Origin of the sequence: Citrobacter sp. CK181, from assembly GCF_030333595.1 — a bacterium.
GTDB lineage: Bacteria > Pseudomonadota > Gammaproteobacteria > Enterobacterales > Enterobacteriaceae > Citrobacter_B > Citrobacter_B koseri.
The window spans coordinates 401,064-418,394 of sequence record NZ_JAOWFN010000011.1; the positions used below are offsets into that span (position 1 = coordinate 401,064).

General features: G+C 55.4%; 19 protein-coding genes and 1 riboswitch. Of the genes, 15 read left to right on the plus strand and 4 right to left on the minus strand.

All coding sequences use genetic code 11. The annotated features are described in order from the left end of the window. Positions 1 to 14: 14 nt before the first annotated feature. From pduD to pduA, 4 genes are read right to left on the minus strand one after another with little or no spacing between them, the layout of a single operon-like run. The gene (pduD, locus tag OGW17_RS05990) at positions 15 to 689 is read right to left on the minus strand and encodes a propanediol dehydratase medium subunit PduD (RefSeq protein ID WP_047462718.1); all 675 of its coding nucleotides are present in this window, start codon (positions 687 to 689) and stop codon (positions 15 to 17) included. 10 nt (positions 690 to 699) lie between these two features. Continuing rightward, complete coding sequence (gene pduC, locus OGW17_RS05995) at positions 700 to 2,364, minus strand: propanediol dehydratase large subunit PduC (protein ID WP_047462720.1); 1,665 nt, start codon at positions 2,362 to 2,364, stop codon at positions 700 to 702. An 18-nt stretch (positions 2,365 to 2,382) separates the two neighbouring features. After that, on the minus strand, positions 2,383 to 3,195 hold the full coding sequence (gene pduB, locus OGW17_RS06000; RefSeq protein WP_012131771.1) for a propanediol utilization microcompartment protein PduB: 813 nt from the start codon (positions 3,193 to 3,195) through the stop codon (positions 2,383 to 2,385). Then, positions 3,192 to 3,476, minus strand: a complete 285-nt coding sequence (pduA, locus tag OGW17_RS06005; protein WP_001183618.1) for a propanediol utilization microcompartment protein PduA — start codon at positions 3,474 to 3,476, stop codon at positions 3,192 to 3,194. Before pduA ends, pduB begins: the two co-directional genes overlap by 4 nt. A gap of 523 nt (positions 3,477 to 3,999) precedes the next feature. Here pduA and pduF point away from each other — a divergent pair. The 15 genes from pduF to cbiM all read left to right on the plus strand — a co-directional run bounded on the left by pduF (position 4,000) and on the right by cbiM (position 17,330). Further along, positions 4,000 to 4,809: a propanediol diffusion facilitator PduF gene (gene pduF / locus OGW17_RS06010; protein WP_012131772.1), complete on the plus strand. Its 810-nt coding sequence runs from the start codon at positions 4,000 to 4,002 to the stop codon at positions 4,807 to 4,809. Between the two features lie 205 nt (positions 4,810 to 5,014). Continuing rightward, positions 5,015 to 5,926, plus strand: coding sequence for a transcriptional regulator PocR (gene pocR, locus OGW17_RS06015; RefSeq protein ID WP_012131773.1), 912 nt, complete (start codon positions 5,015 to 5,017; stop codon positions 5,924 to 5,926). A 298-nt stretch (positions 5,927 to 6,224) separates the two neighbouring features. After that, positions 6,225 to 6,398: riboswitch (cobalamin riboswitch) on the plus strand. 99 nt (positions 6,399 to 6,497) lie between these two features. Further along, the gene (locus OGW17_RS06020) at positions 6,498 to 7,877 is read left to right on the plus strand and encodes a cobyrinic acid a,c-diamide synthase CobB (protein WP_071258867.1); all 1,380 of its coding nucleotides are present in this window, start codon (positions 6,498 to 6,500) and stop codon (positions 7,875 to 7,877) included. Next, the gene (cbiB, locus tag OGW17_RS06025; RefSeq protein WP_071258865.1) at positions 7,874 to 8,833 is read left to right on the plus strand and encodes an adenosylcobinamide-phosphate synthase CbiB; all 960 of its coding nucleotides are present in this window, start codon (positions 7,874 to 7,876) and stop codon (positions 8,831 to 8,833) included. The genes OGW17_RS06020 and cbiB overlap by 4 nt, the downstream gene beginning before the upstream one ends. A gap of 12 nt (positions 8,834 to 8,845) precedes the next feature. Continuing rightward, on the plus strand, positions 8,846 to 9,478 hold the full coding sequence (locus OGW17_RS06030; protein ID WP_012131778.1) for a cobalt-precorrin-8 methylmutase: 633 nt from the start codon (positions 8,846 to 8,848) through the stop codon (positions 9,476 to 9,478). After that, positions 9,475 to 10,614 carry a cobalt-precorrin-5B (C(1))-methyltransferase CbiD gene (gene cbiD / locus OGW17_RS06035; protein WP_012131779.1) on the plus strand — a complete coding sequence of 380 codons (1,140 nt, stop codon included), beginning with the start codon at positions 9,475 to 9,477 and terminating at the stop codon, positions 10,612 to 10,614. Before OGW17_RS06030 ends, cbiD begins: the two co-directional genes overlap by 4 nt. Continuing rightward, positions 10,608 to 11,213: a cobalt-precorrin-7 (C(5))-methyltransferase gene (locus tag OGW17_RS06040; protein WP_047462737.1), complete on the plus strand. Its 606-nt coding sequence runs from the start codon at positions 10,608 to 10,610 to the stop codon at positions 11,211 to 11,213. Before cbiD ends, OGW17_RS06040 begins: the two co-directional genes overlap by 7 nt. Continuing rightward, positions 11,203 to 11,772, plus strand: a complete 570-nt coding sequence (locus OGW17_RS06045) for a decarboxylating cobalt-precorrin-6B (C(15))-methyltransferase (protein WP_047462740.1) — start codon at positions 11,203 to 11,205, stop codon at positions 11,770 to 11,772. The genes OGW17_RS06040 and OGW17_RS06045 overlap by 11 nt, the downstream gene beginning before the upstream one ends. Continuing rightward, complete coding sequence (locus OGW17_RS06050; RefSeq protein ID WP_012131782.1) at positions 11,765 to 12,538, plus strand: cobalt-precorrin-4 methyltransferase; 774 nt, start codon at positions 11,765 to 11,767, stop codon at positions 12,536 to 12,538. Before OGW17_RS06045 ends, OGW17_RS06050 begins: the two co-directional genes overlap by 8 nt. Then, positions 12,519 to 13,574, plus strand: a complete 1,056-nt coding sequence (gene cbiG, locus OGW17_RS06055; RefSeq protein ID WP_049011682.1) for a cobalt-precorrin 5A hydrolase — start codon at positions 12,519 to 12,521, stop codon at positions 13,572 to 13,574. The genes OGW17_RS06050 and cbiG overlap by 20 nt, the downstream gene beginning before the upstream one ends. Further along, a complete protein-coding gene (locus tag OGW17_RS06060; protein WP_012131784.1) occupies positions 13,574 to 14,299 on the plus strand; it encodes a precorrin-3B C(17)-methyltransferase in 726 nt (241 codons plus the stop codon). The genes cbiG and OGW17_RS06060 overlap by 1 nt, the downstream gene beginning before the upstream one ends. Next, positions 14,296 to 15,081 (plus strand): cobalt-precorrin-6A reductase, encoded by a 786-nt coding sequence (locus tag OGW17_RS06065; protein WP_012131785.1) that lies wholly within the window; start codon positions 14,296 to 14,298, stop codon positions 15,079 to 15,081. Before OGW17_RS06060 ends, OGW17_RS06065 begins: the two co-directional genes overlap by 4 nt. A 10-nt stretch (positions 15,082 to 15,091) precedes the next feature. Beyond that, positions 15,092 to 15,886 carry a sirohydrochlorin cobaltochelatase gene (gene cbiK, locus OGW17_RS06070; protein WP_012131786.1) on the plus strand — a complete coding sequence of 265 codons (795 nt, stop codon included), beginning with the start codon at positions 15,092 to 15,094 and terminating at the stop codon, positions 15,884 to 15,886. Next, positions 15,883 to 16,596, plus strand: coding sequence for a cobalt-factor II C(20)-methyltransferase (locus tag OGW17_RS06075; RefSeq protein ID WP_012131787.1), 714 nt, complete (start codon positions 15,883 to 15,885; stop codon positions 16,594 to 16,596). Before cbiK ends, OGW17_RS06075 begins: the two co-directional genes overlap by 4 nt. Then, complete coding sequence (cbiM, locus tag OGW17_RS06080) at positions 16,593 to 17,330, plus strand: cobalt ECF transporter S component CbiM (RefSeq protein WP_012131788.1); 738 nt, start codon at positions 16,593 to 16,595, stop codon at positions 17,328 to 17,330. Before OGW17_RS06075 ends, cbiM begins: the two co-directional genes overlap by 4 nt. The last annotated feature ends 1 nt before the right edge of the window (position 17,331 follow it).

Consider the following 17,331-nt stretch of genomic DNA (forward strand, 5'->3'; position numbering starts at 1 on the left):
GGAGGTATCCTTTGTTAAAGCGCCACGCGCAGTTCCTGCGGGTTTTTGCCCGTCACGACATACTTCGTCTCTTTAATGTGCAGAATGGCGGATTTCGCCTGGTACTTCGGGCGCGCCATTTGGTCATTTAAGGTCGGAACCGGTTGTGGTGACTCACGCTTCGCATAGCGCGCGGCGTTCTTGCCAATCTGACGATACGTTTCCAGCGTCAGCAGCGGCGCCTGAGGGAATAACTCCAGATTGGAGAGCGGCGGTAGCCCTTGCTGATGGATAACGGTAGTGCCTTTTGACTGAATGCCGATTGAAATGCCGGAGCCGCTGAGGCGGTTGCCTTCAACGGCGACGAACGCCACGTCAGAGGATTTAAAGCAGCGGATCACGCGGGCTTTAATGCCTTCTTCTTCAATACCGGCGATCACTTCACGCAGGATATTTTTGTGCGGCAAGCCGACGATATTCACGGTCTGCGACAGGCCAAATGCCGGGCCCACGGCAATGATCACTTCATCCTGCTGCGTACCTTGTCTGGCCTCGCCAATTTCCGTCAGAAAACCGTCGCCTTGCGGCGCTGTGGTTTGCGGCGAAGTTGATGCTGTCGGTGCGCGAAAGGAGACGGGCTTATCGCTGGTTTGCATTTCGGACAGCACGTCTTCGATTATCTGGCGCAGCAGCTTTTCATTAATTTCCATTTTTCACCCCTTAGCCAAGTTCGTTGGGATCGAGTGCGCCAGGGATGTTTTTAATCTCTTCCCAGCGTTCGCCTTGCAGGCGATAACCTGTTGCCGGACCGGCATAATCGTTGACGTCATTCACCGCAGAGAGCACCTGCCCGTCGCCGACGATAATGGCGGAGGTATGCAGATAGTCTCCGGTTAACTTGGCTTTCTGGATGTTGAGCATGTCTTGCGCGACGTCGGTGAAACCACCTTTTGCAAGGGCTTTCACCACTTCCAGACCGTTACGGTTTTTGTTGATGATCTCTTGCGCGAACTTGATGTCTTCGACGATGTTACGTTCAGGCATATCTTTCGAGCCGTGAGCGTAGGTTGCGGCTTCAACCTCTTCATCGGTAATCGGCGGCAGCCCCATTCCGGCAAACACGGCTTGCAGCGCGCGCGCGGCTTTATTACGGATGGCGATAACGTCTTCTTCGCGAACCGGACGCAGACCACCGTCCACTTTCAGGTCACGCTGGATAACGTTGTAGTCGTCGAAGTCCTCCGCATCTTCGTTTGAACCGGCAAACATGTTGTCGTAGTTCGGTACGGCGGAATAACCCGAAGAGATGAAGTCAGTACCCGGCAGGAACTGCATCAGCAGACGCGCGGTACGACGCATATCGGAGTGGGTGAAGGTCTGGTCGTTACTGGAGGCGCATTCCAGATCCAGCGCGGAGCAGATCAGGTTTTCCGCCAGTACGGCGCGAATGCCTGACGGTACGGCGGAAGGAACGCCGATGCAGCTGACAGAACCGTTCTGTAGACCCTGAACGCCTGCGGCTTTGGTGATATAGATACAGCGGGCTTCCAGATAGAGCATTGATTTGCCTTCAGCATAGCCCATCTGTACTTCGGAACCCGACCCCGAGGTAAAGCGCATTTTCAGGCCGCGAGAGGCATAGGAAGAGGCGAGGAAGCCTTTTGACCAGGGGGTATCGTCGCCATCGGTAAAGACCGGTTCAGTACCATAGACGGAAATGGTTTCGGCGTAGCAGGTGTGGCCCAGCATACCGAGCTTCAGTTCGGTGGCTTCTTCCAGTGAACACTGCGTTAATACGCCCGGACGACCGACCTGGGAGCCCACCAGCAGAGCGATAGCATTGAACGGGGCGTAGCGCGCGACCGCAACCGTTGTCTCTTGCTCATCAAACCCACGCCACGCGCCTTCTGCGGCATCGGCAGCAATCTGAACCGGGTTGTCTTTCACGTTGGTGACATGCGCCTGCTGAGAAGGCGTACGGCGGGCGCGCATTTTTTGCATCGCCATCATCATCTCTACCACGTTCATGTGTGAGACGACTTCAACGATTTTTGCTGGCGTCATCGCCGTGGTGAGCGGAACGATGTCGCTGCGTTTGACGTTTGGATCGCACAGCATATTGGCGAGTTTGACCGAGTCCATCGCCATCACTTCTTCCGCGCGCGCCAGGTTAATACCGTAACGGGCGATAAAGTGGTCGATCAGGTCAAATTCGCTGGCGGCTTTGCCGTCCAGCTCGGTGACCGCGCCGTTAACGATTTTAATCGACGGTTTGGGGTCGTTCGGGCTTTCCATCGCAATGAAGCCTTCTTCGATCCATTCCTTAACGAAGCCGTCCTGATTCACAGGGCGTTTCGCCAGTGCTTCAAATCTTTTCGATCTCATGAATCAGCCTCACGGATATCAGATATAGGACGGACGATCGTTTTTCGGCGTCGCGCCGAGAGTGGACAGAACGGTTTTGCCGATTTCACGGGCTGAAATAACCGCCTGACGCACCGCGCCGGAATCCCCGGAAATCACCAGAATGGCTTCGTTACTGAAGCTGGTGCCGTGTGCCGGAGAGCTGTAAGCCACGACCTCAACATTGGCGGATTTCAGCGCGGTATCCGCCATCAGCACGCCAACGGAGGCGGGGGCGCCGACAATCACGCCGCAGGCGCGGCCAATTGGCGCGCCAAAGGCTTTTTCAAGCGCATAGCTGGCGCGGGCGGTGTATTGCAGCTCGATATGCCCGGCTTCATTGGCGTATACGTCGCCGAACGTCCGGTCGAGTTCTTTCAGCGCAACTTCAATGCCGCGCTTCACGTCCGAAACATCGTTGCCGCCTAAAATAATCAGCGAGCCGTGGCCTGCGCCGCCTTTGGTATCGCGGGGAAGCTCAATGCTGACCACTTCGGTATTGGTCGCTTTTACTGCTTCATCGGCGGCCATAATGTGCGGGCCTGCGCCAGTTCGCGCGCCAAGGATTCCGATGGAGCGGTAGCGCTTTTCCAGCTTCATCGCTTCCAGTAAGGCACTGTCCACATTTGCGATCACCAGACCGACGGTGTCGCCAATCGCGGTGCCGACAAATTCCGTTAAACTGCAACTTTTCTCTGCCATAGCCGTCTCTCGTATTGGGTGGGTTTCTTCAGGAATGGCCGTTTGTTCTGGCGTTGCCACACGGGCAATCACCTGCGCCATGATCTGTTCCACCAGTTCATTGCTGCTCATTGGCTAATTCCCTTCGGTAAGATTTTTTCTACATCGGTATGAGGGCGTGGAATAACGTGTACGGCTTTCACTTCTCCCACGTTGCGTGCGGCAGCGGCGCCCGCATCGGTTGCCGCTTTTACTGCGCCAACGTCACCGCGAACGATGACCGTTACCAGCCCGGAGCCAATTTTTTCGTAGCCGACTAACATCACATTGGCTGACTTCACCATTGCGTCTGCGGCCTCTATGGCTGCGGTTAAGCCTTTGGTTTCTACCATTCCTAATGCTTCTTGTTGCATAAAGACCTCGCCTGGGTTGTCCCGATGTTGATGACTATAAAAAGAAGCGAGGAAAAAGAATGGCTGACTTTAAAAAGAGAATGAAAAAATAATGGGTTCTCAATAGCACTAAATTGCTGTGATTTTTTATAACTCACTGAATTTAAAGGTTTAATGTGCTGTTTTTGATATGATTATTTCGTTTTCGCTATTCCATTTTTACATTTTGCAGGATGACAAAATAAATAAGTTTTGCTACGCGAAAAATGGAATTGTGATATTTGTTTGAAAACGAATATCTGGTGATCGCAATTTTTTATTATTCCTAATCTGGCATTTTATTCGTTAGAGTACGCTCCATTATTGCCCTGGAGAATAAACAGAGAGCAATATTTTGCTATAGCAACACGATTTTTCGGGGCAGGTTAACGGCAGATTGCCAACAATTTACAGGTGCCGCTTTTTATAGTGATGCTCGTTGTACTCTACTGCCAGTACGGCGTTGTGCTGGTAAAGACACGAACTCTGCTTAGAAGGTGTCACAATGAACGATTCACTAAAAGCACAATGTATTGCCGAGTTTTTGGGCACCGGGCTGTTTTTGTTCTTTGGTATCGGTTGCCTGAGTGCATTAAAAGTTGCGGGTGCGAGTCTGGGGCTATGGGAGATCTGCATCATTTGGGGGCTTGGGATCTCGCTTGCCGTTTATCTCACGGCCGGGATATCGGGCGCGCACCTGAACCCGGCGATTACCATTGCGCTGTGGTTGTTTGCCTGTTTCCCAGGGCGAAAGGTCTTGCCTTATTCTATCGCTCAGGTTGCCGGAGCGTTCGGCGGCGCGCTGTTGGCCTATCTGCTCTACGGTAGCTTATTTACCGAGTTTGAAGCGGCGAACCATATGGTGCGCGGCAGCGTGGAGAGTCTGCAACTTGCCAGTATTTTCAGTACCTACCCGGCAGCCGCGCTGAGCGTATGGCAGGCGGCGCTGGTCGAAGTGGTCATTACCTCGATTCTGATGGGGATGATCATGGCGCTGACCGATGATGGCAATGGGGTTCCTAAAGGGCCGCTGGCGCCTTTGCTTATCGGTATTTTGGTTGCCGTTATCGGGGCGTCTACCGGGCCGCTTACGGGGTTTGCGATGAATCCGGCGCGTGATTTTGGTCCAAAATTATTCGCGTGGTTTGCCGGTTGGGGAGACATTGCCATGACCGGGGGGCGCGATATTCCTTATTTTATTGTGCCGATTATTGCGCCGATTGTCGGAGCTTGCGCCGGAGCTGCGGTTTATCGTTACCTGATTGGTAAAAATTTACCGTGCAATACCTGTAAGCTGGAGGAAAATGGACGTTAACACGACGGGACGTATGTATTTTTGAAACACGTAAAATCATTTCGTGATCTGGTTTCACGAACTGGTCAAAACGTCTCCCACGGATGGGAGACTTTTGTTATTGTCCCTTATACTTTTTTATCACTAATACAGTATGGTGATGATGAAAGGTAAATGTGAAATAAATGTTCTATTTGCAACAATAAATTAACTGAGGGGTTTTATCATGATTTCTGCGAGTGCCCTGAACTCAGAACTCATTAATAAAATCGCACAGGATTTTGCACAAGCCACCAGTCTGGCGGTCGTGGTTGTCAATATTCACGGTGATGAAATTTCTGAGTTATTCAATTTCACGCCTTTTTGTCAGCTAATGCGTCAACATCCTCAACACAGTATTCGTTGCCGTATGAGCGATCGCTGCGGGGGGCTGGAAGCGTCAAAATCAGATCAGCCCTGTATTTATCGTTGCCATGCCGGGCTAACCGATTTCTCCATTCCTTTGGTGATTGCCGGTCATCTGGTGGGGTTTGTGTTATGTGGTCAGGTACGTTTAAGCGATGATGTCGGACTGGTTGATATTCTTAATGTCGATGATCGCTGGCAGGCCGATCCTGAACTGTTGAATGAGTTCCGAAACGTCCCCGAAATGGACTACGCGCGGGTGATAGCCTCTGCGGATCTGCTGAAGCTGATTGTGGAAAATTGCCTTAAAAAACAACTTAATTTTGTTGTTATCAAAGACAATCCGCCGCAAGCGGAACCTGCTCGTTCGCAACGTGGGCCCAATCCCCACGACAGCAAAATGAAGAAAGCGTTACGCTACATTGACGCGCATTTATCGGACGATCTTCGCCTTGAGGATGTCGCTTCTCACGTCTACCTCAGCCCGTACTACTTTAGTAAGTTATTCAAGAAATATCAGGGAATCGGTTTTAATGCCTGGGTAAACCAACAGCGCATGGCCAGCGCCAGAGAGCTGCTTTGTCACAGTGACTGGAGTATCGCCAGCATTGCACGTAATTTAGGCTTTTCTCAAACCAGTTATTTTTGCAAAGTGTTCCGTCAGACCTATCAGATCACGCCACAGGCTTTCCGTCAGCAAATAAATGATAATTCGTCCGCCGAGTCCGCATAAATAGCAATATTTTGCTATTGCCGATTTTTGATATCGTATTGTATGTCAGTCATTATAAAATGAAAAAAACTATAGCAGAGCAATAAATTGTCATAGCGCAACAAAATAATGTTATCTGAAGGATAAACTGAGCCAGTTTTTATTTTTGTGATGAGATACAGTGTCATTATGAATAGGTTTCATTATTCTTTTGCGCAGTGTTTCATTCAAAACAGGCGTCATTACACCATTGCGTTGGCATAATGGCGCGTAACAGGTAATTAAAATTTAATTGTCGTTATGAGCGAGAAAGTGATGCTCATAACATCAACCGACAGGTTTGGCACATTTGTGTCAGGGAAGGGGGTGAGAATCCCCCGCAGCCCCCGCTGCTGTGATGCTGACGACCCCGTAAGACCACTGATCGCAAGATTGGGAAGGACGGGCGAGGAGGACGCTAAGCCAGAAGACCTGCCTGTCGGTATTTACCAACAACTTCGGTGGGAAGTGGGTTGCTCAGTAGCGTACAGTCGAAAGACTGGGGTAATACGTAGCTAAACAATACCTCTACCACCCTGAACAGGATCAGGGTATGGCGGCAAAGCTTCACGCATTTATTCTCGCAGGAACCGGAAGCGGCTGTGGTAAAACCACCGTCACGCTTGGTCTGCTGAGTCTGCTGAAAAGACGTGGAATGCGTGTTCAGCCATGCAAAGTCGGCCCTGATTATCTCGATACCGGCTGGCATACGGCAGTATGCGGCAGTGCGTCCCGTAACCTCGACAGCTTTATGCTCCCGGAGCCCGTGCTTAACGCGCTGTTTTGTGAACACATGCAGCAGGCGGACGTCGCGGTGATCGAAGGCGTGATGGGACTCTATGACGGCTATGGCACCGACCCGAACTACTGTAGTACGGCGGCGATGGCGAAACAGCTGGGCTGCCCCGTGATTTTGCTGGTGGACGGTAAAGCCGTTTCTACCTCCATTGCCGCGACGGTAATGGGATTTCAGCACTTTGATCCTGACCTCAATATCGCTGGCGTGATTGTTAATCGCGTTAATAGCGAAACTCACTACCAACTCCTGAAAACGGCGATTGAACGCTATTGTTCGCTACCGGTGCTTGGCTATGTTCCCGGAGTGGAAGGCGTGGCGTTGCCGGAGCGTCATCTGGGGCTGATTACCGCGCGTGAGTCCGTCGTTAATCAACAGCCGTGGCAGGATTTTGCCGATACGCTTGAACGAACGCTGGACATTGATGCGCTTCTTTCCCTGAGTCAGCTAACCGCGCTGCCTGCTGGCGAGTGGCCGGCGTTACCCGACCCGCAGGCGGGAAAAGGACTTACCGTTGCCATCGCGGATGACGAAGCGTTTAACTTTTACTATCCCGATAACATCAAACTGCTGGAACGTACTGGCGTAACGATGACGCGTTTCAGTCCACTGCATGACAGCACGCTGCCGGAATGCCAGATGATCTGGCTGGGAGGCGGATACCCCGAGCTACACGCTACCGCGCTGGCGGCGAACACCCCAATGCTGGCGCAAATGCGCGCCGCCCATCAGCGCGGCGTGGCGATTTACGCAGAGTGCGGCGGGCTGATGTACCTCGGCAGTACCCTGGAGGACGCCAGTGGAGAGATTCATCGGATGGTGGATGTGATTCCGGGGCACAGCAAAATGGGGAAACGGTTGACCCGCTTTGGCTACTGCGAAGCGCAGGCCAGAGAGCAAACGCTGCTGGCGGCGGCAGGCGAAGTGCTGCGTGGACATGAGTTCCACTATTCTGATTTTCTCCCGGAAAACCCGGCGGTGATGGCGTGCCGTAAAGTCCGCGATGGTAAGACATTGCAGGAATGGTCTGGCGGCTGGCAGGTGGGAAATACCTTTGCAAGCTACCTTCACGTTCATTTCGCACAACGCCCTGCAATGCTGAACCACTGGCTGGCGGCAGGAAGGGAGGCGCTATGACCGTGCTTGCGTGGTGTATCGCCTGGCTTCTGGATTTCGTTATTGGCGATCCGCAGAACTGGCCGCATCCGGTACGCTGGATTGGCAATTTAATTTCAGCAACTCAACGTGTTGTACGGCGTTACTGCCATAGCGACAGATCGCTGCGCATTGGCGGAGCGGTGATGTGGCTGGTGGTGGTCGGCGTGACGTGGGCGGTTTCCTGGGGCGTGCTGGCGCTGGCGAGCGCGATCCATCCCTGGTTTGGCTGGCTGGTAGAGATCTGGATGATTTTTACCGTGCTGGCTGGCCGCTGTCTTGCGAATGCTGCCCGCGATGTTGAACGCCCGCTGCGGGCGGGCGATTTAGCTGAAAGCCGCGAGAAGCTGTCATGGATTGTCGGACGGGATACCTCACAGTTACAGCCTGAACAGGTTAATCGTGCCGTGGTGGAAACGGTCGCCGAGAACACCGTAGACGGCATCATCGCCCCGCTTTTTTTCCTCTTTTTGGGCGGCGCGCCGCTGGCAATGGCGTACAAAGCCGTAAATACCCTCGATTCAATGGTTGGCTATAAACACGAAAAATATCGCGCCATTGGTATGGTCAGCGCCCGTCTGGATGATATTGCGAACGTTATCCCGGCGCGTCTGAGCTGGCTGCTGCTGAGCATTGCCGCGGCGTTGTGTCGTTACGACGGCTATCGCGCCCTGCATATCGGCTGGCGGGATCGCTACAACCACAGCAGTCCTAACTGCGCGTGGTCAGAAGCCTCTGTTGCCGGTGCGCTGGGTATTCGTCTTGGCGGCCCGAATGACTACTTTGGCGAGCGTGTTGAAAAACCCTGGATAGGCGACGCGCAGCGCGGCATTTCAGTAGATGACATTTCCCGAACGATTCGATTGATGTGGGTAGCCTCGACCCTGGCACTGGCGCTGTTTATCGCCGTACGGTGCCTGCTGGTTGGCGCAGCCTGAGGATAACAGACGATGCAATATATTCAGCAGCCCCAGGCGATTGAGGCCAAAAGTTTCGACATCATTGGCGAGATCATTCGCGAGACACGCCCGGAGTATCAGTTTGCCAGCCCGCTTCACGAAGCGATCATCAAGCGGGTGATTCACACCACCGCCGACTTTGACTGGCTGGATATTCTCTGGTTTTCCGATGACGCGCTGGAGCGACTCTGCGCGGCGCTGAGTCGCCCATCCATTATCTATACCGATACCACAATGGCGCTTTCCGGCATCAATAAAACATTGCTGGCGACGTTTGGCGGTGAATGCCGTTGCTATATCAGCGATCCGCGAGTCGTGGCGGAAGCAAAAGCGCAGGGAATTACCCGATCAATGGCGGCGGTGGATATCGCCGTGACGGAAGAGAGTGAAAAGGTGTTTGTGTTCGGCAATGCGCCGACGGCGCTGTTCCGGTTGCTTGAGCATGACGTTGCCGTGAGCGGCGTGGTAGGCGTACCGGTCGGGTTTGTCGGGGCGGCGGAGTCTAAAGATGCGCTGACGAAAAGCGCGTTGCCAGCTATCGCAGCGCTGGGGCGCAAAGGAGGAAGCAACGTCGCCGCCGCGATCGTAAACGCCATGCTCTATTACTTGCAGGGGGCGCGATGAGCGATCAATCCTTCGACGCGCCTGTCTGGCACAACGGCAAAGCGTTGCGAAAAGGGTATACCACCGGATCGTGCGCGACCGCTGCGGCAAAAGTCGCTGCGTTGATGGTGTTACGCCAGCATCTGATTCATCAGGTCTCCATCGTTACGCCGTCCGGGGTGACATTGTGCCTGAACGTCGAGTCGCCGCACATTGAAGGGCGGCAGGCGATTGCCGCGATCCGTAAGGACGGCGGCGATGATGTCGATGCCACGCACGGAATGCTGATTTTTGCCCGCGTAACGCTGAACGATAGCGGCGAGATTACGTTGCAGGGCGGAGAAGGCGTGGGAACCGTGACGCGTAAGGGAATTGGACTGCCGGTGGGCAGCGCGGCGATTAATCGTACTCCGCGCCATACCATTGAGTCTGTAGTACGCGAAGCGATAGGCCCGGCGCGGGGAGCGGATATTGAAATTTTTGCCCCGGAGGGGGAAGAACGGGCGCAGAAAACCTATAACGCGCGCCTCGGTATTCTGGGCGGTATTTCGATCATTGGAACCACCGGCATTGTCACTCCGATGTCGGAGGAGAGCTGGAAACGCTCGCTGTCGCTGGAGCTGGAAATCAAACGCGCCGCCGGTCTGGAACGCGTTGTGCTGGTGCCGGGAAACCACGGCGAGCGCTTTGTGCGCGAACAGATGGGTATCGACACGCAGGTTGTCGTCACCATGAGCAATTTTGTCGGTTACATGATTGAAGAAGCGGTACGTCTGGGATACCGCCATATCGTGTTGATCGGCCATCCCGGTAAGTTGATTAAAATAGCCGCGGGAATTTTCCACACTCACAGCCACATCGCAGATGCCCGCATGGAAACCCTGGTGGCGCATCTGGCGCTGCTTGGCGCGCCGCTTGAGTTACTGACTCGGGTCAGCGACTGCGACACCACCGAAGCGGCAATGGAGCACATTGAAGCATACGGTTTTCAACATATTTACAACCATCTTGCGCAACGCATCTGTATGCGCGTGATGCAGATGCTGCGCTTCACGAAAACGCCACCTACCTGCGACGCCATCATGTTCTCTTTTGATAACCAGATCCTCGGTAGCAATCGTCCGATCGAAGAGATTGTGGAGGAAATGCAATGCTAACGGTAGTGGGCATGGGGCCGGCAGGGCTGCATTTGATGACGCCAGCGGCACGCGAGGCCGTGGCGGATGCCGATGTGCTGGTGGGGGGAAAGCGTCATTTATTGCAGTTTCCTGCGTTCACCGGCGAACAGTTTGTTCTGGGCGCCAATATTGCGGAATTGCTCAACTGGATTGCCGGGCAGCAGGACAAACGCATCGTGGTGCTGGCGTCCGGCGATCCGCTGTTTTACGGCATCGGGACGCGCATGGTGGCCCATTTTGGCATTGAGCGGGTGCGCATTATTCCCGGTATCAGCGCAGTGCAATATCTGTGCGCGCAATCGGGTATCGATATGAACGATATGTGGCTGACCAGCAGCCACGGTCGCAGCGTCTGTTTTGATGAGCTGGCGCGTCATCGCAAGGTCGCGATGGTGACGGATGCCCGCTGCGGGCCGCGAGAAATTGCGACGCAGTTAATGGCGCGCGACAAGGGGCATCGCTGGATGGTGATAGGCGAAAACCTGGCAATGGAAAACGAGCGGATTCACTGGCTGCGCGTCAGTGAAGTCAATGCCGACTATGACATGAACGCAGTGGTGATCCTTGATGAAAGATGAGCTTTTTCTACGTGGCGAGAACGTGCCGATGACCAAAGAAGCGGTTCGCGCGCTCGCGCTGTCAAAACTTGATTTGCACCGTGCCAGCCATCTGATTGACGTAGGCGCCGGGACCGGGAGTGTGTCGATAGAGGCGGCGTTACAGCACCCTTCGCTGCACGTTACGGCGATTGAACGTAACCCGGCAGCCCTGCGGTTGCTGGATGAAAACCGCCAGCATTTTGCCTGCGGCAATATCGACATTCTGCCGGGTGAAGCGCCGATGACGATGACTGAAAAAGCGGATGCGGTGTTTATGGGCGGGAGCGGCGGCCATCTGACGACGCTGATTGACTGGGCTATGCGGCAATTGCATCCCGGCGGCCGTCTGGTGATGACCTTTATCCTTCAGGAAAACCTGAATACTGCGCTGGAATATCTGACACAGATTGGCATCCATGAGGTGGATTGCCTGCAAGTGCAGGTGTCGTCACTCACTCCCCTCGGCAATGGCCACTATTTCAAACCGAATAATCCTGTTTTTGTTATCGCCTGTCAGAAGGAAGAGAACCATGTCTGAGACATTTGATCCCCGCTGTGTATGGTTTGTCGGCGCAGGTCCGGGCGATCGTGAACTGATCACGCTCAAAGGTTATCGCCTGTTGCAACAGGCGCAGGTCGTTATTTATGCCGGATCGCTGATTAATACTGAACTGCTGGACTATTGCCCGCCAGGCGCTGAGTGCCACGACAGCGCCGAACTGCATCTGGAGCAAATTCTGGATCTGATGGAAGCGGGCGTGAAGGCCGGAAAAACGGTCGTACGCCTGCAAACGGGCGATGTGTCGCTGTACGGCTCCGTGCGTGAGCAGGGCGAAGAACTTACCCGGCGCGGCATCGACTGGCAGGTGGTGCCGGGCGTCAGCGCGTTTCTCGGCGCTGCTGCGGAGCTGGGGGTGGAGTATACCGTCCCGGAAGTTTCGCAAAGCCTCATCATTACCCGCCTGGAAGGGCGTACTCCGGTGCCGGAACGTGAACAGCTGGAGTCCTTCGCCAGCCACCAGACGTCAATGGCGATTTATCTCTCCGTGCAGCGTATTCACCGGGTTGCCGAGCGGCTGATTGAAGGTGGCTATCCGACCACCACGCCAGTGGCGGTTATCTACAAAGCGACCTGGCCGGAAAGCCAGACCGTGCGCGGCACGCTGGCGGATATCGGTGACAAAGTACGTGAGGCGGGTATCCGTAAAACGGCGCTCATTCTGGTCGGGAATTTCCTGGGGGATGAGTATCACTACTCAAAACTCTATGCGGCGGACTTTAGCCATGAATACCGTAAAGCCTGAATCTATAGCCCTGTTTTGTCTGACGCCCGGCGGCGTACAGCTTGCGAAGCGGCTGGCGGCGATGCTGCCGTTAACCTGCTTTACCAGTGAGAAACTGCTGGAAGACGGGTTTATGCCCTTCGAAGGCGGATTTGCACAATCGGCCCGCGATGCGTTTGCTAACTATTCGGCGCTGATTTTTATCGGTGCGACCGGCATCGCGGTACGCGTGCTGGCACCGCTGGTAAACGACAAATTCAGCGACCCGGCGGTGGTGGTGATCGATGAACGGGGCCAGCATGTGATCAGCCTGCTCTCTGGTCATGCGGGGGGCGCCAATGCGCTGACCCGCTATCTGGCGGGCATGCTCGGCGCCGATCCGGTTATCACGACGGCGACTGACGTTAACGATATGGCGGCGCTTGATACGCTGGCATTTCAGCTCAATGCCCGGATGACCGACTTCCGCTCGGCGGTAAAAATCGTCAACCAGATGCTGGTCAGCCACCAGCGCGTCGGGCTGTGGTGGGATGAGGAACTGGCAGACGATGTCAGTCACTGCGATCGACGCGGGTTCATCACCGTGACCGACCTGCATCAACTTCCCGAGCTTGATGCGCTGGTTTGCATCACTTTGCGCAATGAATTGCCAGAAATACCCGTTCGGCACTGGAAACTGGTGCCGCAGCGGGTGGTCGCCGGAATCGGCTGTCGCCGCGATACGCCGTTCCCGCTGCTGGCAGCGCTGCTGGCGCGACAGCTGGAGGCGCAGAAATTTGATCCGCTGGCGTTGAAAGCGATTGGCAGCGTCTCGCTCAAAAAAGATGAGCAAGGATTAATCCAGCTTGCCTCCTGCTGTCGCGTTCCCTTTGAAACCTTTACCGCTGACGCGTTGCGTGAGCATGAACATCGCTTCCCGGCCTCCAGATTTGTGCGGCAAACCGTCGGTGTGGGCAGCGTATCCGGCCCGGCGGCCTGGCTGTTAAGTCACGGAAAACTGTCTGGCGAAACCCTGCGCGAACAGGGCGTCACTATTACTTTGGGAGTTTCACACTGATGTTAAGCGTAATTGGAATTGGCCCTGGCTCGCAGGCAATGATGACGATGGAAGCCGTAGAAGCCTTACAGGCGGCGGAAATTGTCGTTGGCTATAAAACGTACACCCATCTGGTAAAAGCCTTTACCGGCGACAAGCAGGTGATCAAAACCGGAATGTGCAAAGAGATCGAACGCTGTCAGGCGGCGATTGAACTGGCGCAGGCCGGACACAATGTGGCGCTGATCAGCAGCGGCGATGCGGGGATTTATGGCATGGCGGGGCTGGTGCTGGAACTGGTCAGCAAACAGAAGCTGGATGTTGAAGTGCGGCTGATCCCCGGCATGACCGCCAGTATCGCGGCGGCCTCCCTGCTGGGCGCGCCGTTGATGCACGATTTCTGTCATATCAGCCTGAGCGATCTCCTGACGCCGTGGCCGGTCATCGAAAAACGGATTATCGCCGCCGGAGAAGCAGACTTCGTGATCTGTTTCTATAACCCGCGCAGCCGTGGCCGTGAAGGTCATCTGGCGCGTGCTTTTGAACTGCTGTCCGCCAGCAAAAACGCGCAAACGCCGGTTGGCGTGGTGAAGTCGGCCGGGCGTAAAAAGCAGGAAAAATGGCTGACCACGCTCGGCGATATGGATTTTGAGCCTGTCGATATGACCAGCCTGGTGATTGTCGGCAACAAAGCCACTTACGTACAGGATGGTCTGATGATCACGCCGCGAGGTTACGTACTGTGAGTTACGGCGACGTGCTGGTTATGGGCGGCACCAGCGATGCCCGGATGCTGTGTCAGCAACTGGATGCGGCAAAGGTGGCATACACCCTGTCGGTTGCCACGCCGACAGGAAAGCAGCTGGCTGGCGACATTAAAGGTCAGATCCGCTGCGGGCGCCTGGAGCCAGAGGAGATGGTGGCCTGGCTGAAAGCGCACCGCACGCGTTGGGTCATTGATGCGTCGCACCCGTATGCCGAGGTCGTCAGCCGCAACATTATGCACGCCTGTGAACGCGCGGGGGTGTTGCTGAGCCGCTACCAGCGCCCGGAACAGCTCAGCGAGCTTACGCACCCGCTGTTGCACCATGTCCACACGATTGCTGAGGCCTGCGATGTGGCGCAGCGCTTTGGCGAACGCGTTCTGTTAACGACCGGAAGTAAAGATCTGGCGACCTGGCGAGCCGGGTTGCCGCACAAAAAACTGCTGGCCCGCGTCTTACCTGTTCCTGAGGTCATTCAGCAATGTGCCGACCTGGGATTTGGCGTTGGTGAGATTTTTGCCCTGTGCGGGCCGTTCAGCGCTGAATTTAACGCGGCGTTTTATCGTCAGTGCCAGGCCGATGTCGTGGTGACAAAAGCATCGGGGGCGGAGGGCGGTTATCAGGAAAAAGTTCAACCCTGTCTGGATGCCGGTATCCCCTGCATCGTGATTACCCGCCCGGCAACGCTTGTAACGGGTGATGAGTTACTGGAAAGTCAGGCCGCATTTGCGCAGCGTTTGGCGCGCTGGCTGGCCGCTGCTTAAGGAGTAAGAGATGAAAAAAGCGCTTCTGGTGGTGAGTTTTGGCACCAGCTATCACGACACCTGTGAGAAGAACATTGTGGCCTGCGAACGCGATCTGGCAGCCAGCTGCCCGGATCGCGATCTGTTTCGCGCGTTCACCTCCGGGATGATTATCCGCAAGCTCAAACAGCGTGACGGCATTGAAATCGATACGCCGCTTCAGGCATTGCAGAAGCTTGCTGAACAGGGGTATCAGGATGTGGCGATTCAGTCCCTGCACATTATTAACGGCGACGAATACGAAAAAATTGTGCGTGAAGTTCAGACTCTGCGCCCGTTATTTACCCGTCTTACGCTCGGCGTGCCGCTGTTGAGCAGCCATGCCGATTACGCGCAGCTGATGCAGGCTTTACAGCAGCAGATGCCGACGCTTGGCGCGACGGAGAAAGTGGTGTTTATGGGGCACGGCGCCAGCCACCACGCGTTTGCGGCCTATGCGTGTCTGGACCATATGATGACGGCGCAGCGTTTTCCGGCGCGTGTGGGAGCGGTTGAGAGTTACCCGGAGGTGGATATTCTCATCGGGAGCTTACGTCAGGAAGGCGTAACGGCGGTGCATCTGATGCCGCTGATGCTTGTCGCCGGCGATCATGCCATCAACGATATGGCTTCCGATGAAGAGGACTCCTGGAAAACGCAGTTCAACGCCGCAGGCATCCCGGCGACGCCGTGGCTGAGCGGTCTGGGGGAGAATCCGGCGGTACGCGCCATGTTCGTGGCGCATCTGCAACAGGCGCTGAATACGGCCATGGAGGAAGCGGCATGAGTGGAAAACTGTATGCGTTAAGCACCGGGCCGGGCGCAGCCGATCTGATCACCGTGCGCGCGGCGCGAATACTTGGCTCGCTCGATATCCTCTACGCTCCGGCAGGGCGCAAAGGCGGCGACAGTCTGGCGCTCTCTATTGTGCGTGAGTATCTGGGGGAGCAGACGGAAGTCCGCTGCTGCCACTTTCCGATGAGCGCCGACAGCGCGGAAAAAGAAGCCGTCTGGAATGAGGTAGCCGCAGCGCTGGTTCAGGAAGTGGAGGCGGGTAAACAGGTGGGGTTCATCACCCTCGGCGATGCCATGCTGTTCAGCACCTGGGTCTTTTTACTCCAGCGGATCGGCAACCCGGCATGGCTGGAAATCGTTCCTGGCGTCACCTCGTTTGCCGCCATTGCCGCCCGCGCGAAAACGCCGCTGGCGATGGAACAACAATCGCTGGCGGTGATCTCCTGCACCGCGGCGGAAGAGACAATTCAGCAGGCGTTAAGACAGCATGACAGTCTGGTGCTGATGAAGGTCTACGGTCGCTTCGCGCGCATTAAAGCATTGCTGCAACAGGAAGGTTTGCTGGAGTGCGCCCTGATGATGGCAGAAGCCACGCTGCCCGGTGAGCAGTGCTGGCGTCACCTGAATGAGGTCAGCGACGAGCAGCCGCTGCCCTATTTTTCGACCATTCTGGTCAACAAACAGTGGGAGTATGCAGAATGAAACTTGAACAACAGCTAAAACAGCTGTCTTTCAGCGGGTTAGCTGCGGCGTTATTGCTGATGGTTGTCCCGGAGCAGGCGTTCGCCATGCATATCATGGAGGGATTTCTGCCGCCGATGTGGGCGTTGGCCTGGTGGGTGCTGTTTTTACCGTGCCTGTGGTACGGACTGGTGCGCCTGCGCCGTATCGTGCAGGAAGATAACAACCAGAAGGTGCTGCTGGCATTGTGCGGGGCGTTTATCTTCGTGCTGTCGGCGCTGAAAATTCCTTCTGTTACAGGCAGTTGCTCGCACCCGACAGGGGTAGGGCTTGCGGTGATTTTATTTGGCCCAGGCGTTGTGGCGATCCTCGGGGCGATTGTGCTGCTGTTTCAGGCGCTGCTGCTGGCGCATGGCGGCCTGACCACGCTGGGTGCGAACGGGATGTCGATGGCGGTTATCGGCCCCGTTGTCGGGTATCTGGTATGGCAAATGGCCTGCCGCGCCGGGCTGCGCCGCGATGTTGGCGTCTTTCTTTGCGCCATGCTGGCGGATCTGGTGACGTACTTCGTGACGTCGGTGCAGCTTGGGGTGGCATTCCCGGACCCGCAGGCTGGGGCAATGGGTTCAGTGATTAAATTTATGGGGATTTTCTGCCTGACGCAGATCCCCATTGCGATCGCGGAGGGGCTGCTGACCGTCATGATTTACGACCAGTTGACCAAACGCCGGTTGATTACCGCACAAGGACATTAAG

What these genes read in the sequence shown, in the direction of transcription:
- pduA (WP_001183618.1), bottom strand. Translation starts at nt 3,476, where the DNA reads ATGCAACAAGAAGCATTAGGAATGGTAGAAACCAAAGGCTTAACCGCA.
- pocR (WP_012131773.1), top strand. Translation starts at nt 5,015, where the DNA reads ATGATTTCTGCGAGTGCCCTGAACTCAGAACTCATTAATAAAATCGCA.
- OGW17_RS06045 (WP_047462740.1), top strand. Translation starts at nt 11,203, where the DNA reads ATGAAAGATGAGCTTTTTCTACGTGGCGAGAACGTGCCGATGACCAAA.
- cbiD (WP_012131779.1), top strand. Translation starts at nt 9,475, where the DNA reads ATGAGCGATCAATCCTTCGACGCGCCTGTCTGGCACAACGGCAAAGCG.
- cbiM (WP_012131788.1), top strand. Translation starts at nt 16,593, where the DNA reads ATGAAACTTGAACAACAGCTAAAACAGCTGTCTTTCAGCGGGTTAGCT.
- OGW17_RS06050 (WP_012131782.1), top strand. Translation starts at nt 11,765, where the DNA reads ATGTCTGAGACATTTGATCCCCGCTGTGTATGGTTTGTCGGCGCAGGT.
- pduC (WP_047462720.1), bottom strand. Translation starts at nt 2,364, where the DNA reads ATGAGATCGAAAAGATTTGAAGCACTGGCGAAACGCCCTGTGAATCAG.
- OGW17_RS06040 (WP_047462737.1), top strand. Translation starts at nt 10,608, where the DNA reads ATGCTAACGGTAGTGGGCATGGGGCCGGCAGGGCTGCATTTGATGACG.
- OGW17_RS06075 (WP_012131787.1), top strand. Translation starts at nt 15,883, where the DNA reads ATGAGTGGAAAACTGTATGCGTTAAGCACCGGGCCGGGCGCAGCCGAT.
- pduB (WP_012131771.1), bottom strand. Translation starts at nt 3,195, where the DNA reads ATGAGCAGCAATGAACTGGTGGAACAGATCATGGCGCAGGTGATTGCC.
- OGW17_RS06030 (WP_012131778.1), top strand. Translation starts at nt 8,846, where the DNA reads ATGCAATATATTCAGCAGCCCCAGGCGATTGAGGCCAAAAGTTTCGAC.
- cbiB (WP_071258865.1), top strand. Translation starts at nt 7,874, where the DNA reads ATGACCGTGCTTGCGTGGTGTATCGCCTGGCTTCTGGATTTCGTTATT.
- cbiG (WP_049011682.1), top strand. Translation starts at nt 12,519, where the DNA reads ATGAATACCGTAAAGCCTGAATCTATAGCCCTGTTTTGTCTGACGCCC.
- pduF (WP_012131772.1), top strand. Translation starts at nt 4,000, where the DNA reads ATGAACGATTCACTAAAAGCACAATGTATTGCCGAGTTTTTGGGCACC.
- OGW17_RS06060 (WP_012131784.1), top strand. Translation starts at nt 13,574, where the DNA reads ATGTTAAGCGTAATTGGAATTGGCCCTGGCTCGCAGGCAATGATGACG.
- cbiK (WP_012131786.1), top strand. Translation starts at nt 15,092, where the DNA reads ATGAAAAAAGCGCTTCTGGTGGTGAGTTTTGGCACCAGCTATCACGAC.
- OGW17_RS06020 (WP_071258867.1), top strand. Translation starts at nt 6,498, where the DNA reads ATGGCGGCAAAGCTTCACGCATTTATTCTCGCAGGAACCGGAAGCGGC.
- pduD (WP_047462718.1), bottom strand. Translation starts at nt 689, where the DNA reads ATGGAAATTAATGAAAAGCTGCTGCGCCAGATAATCGAAGACGTGCTG.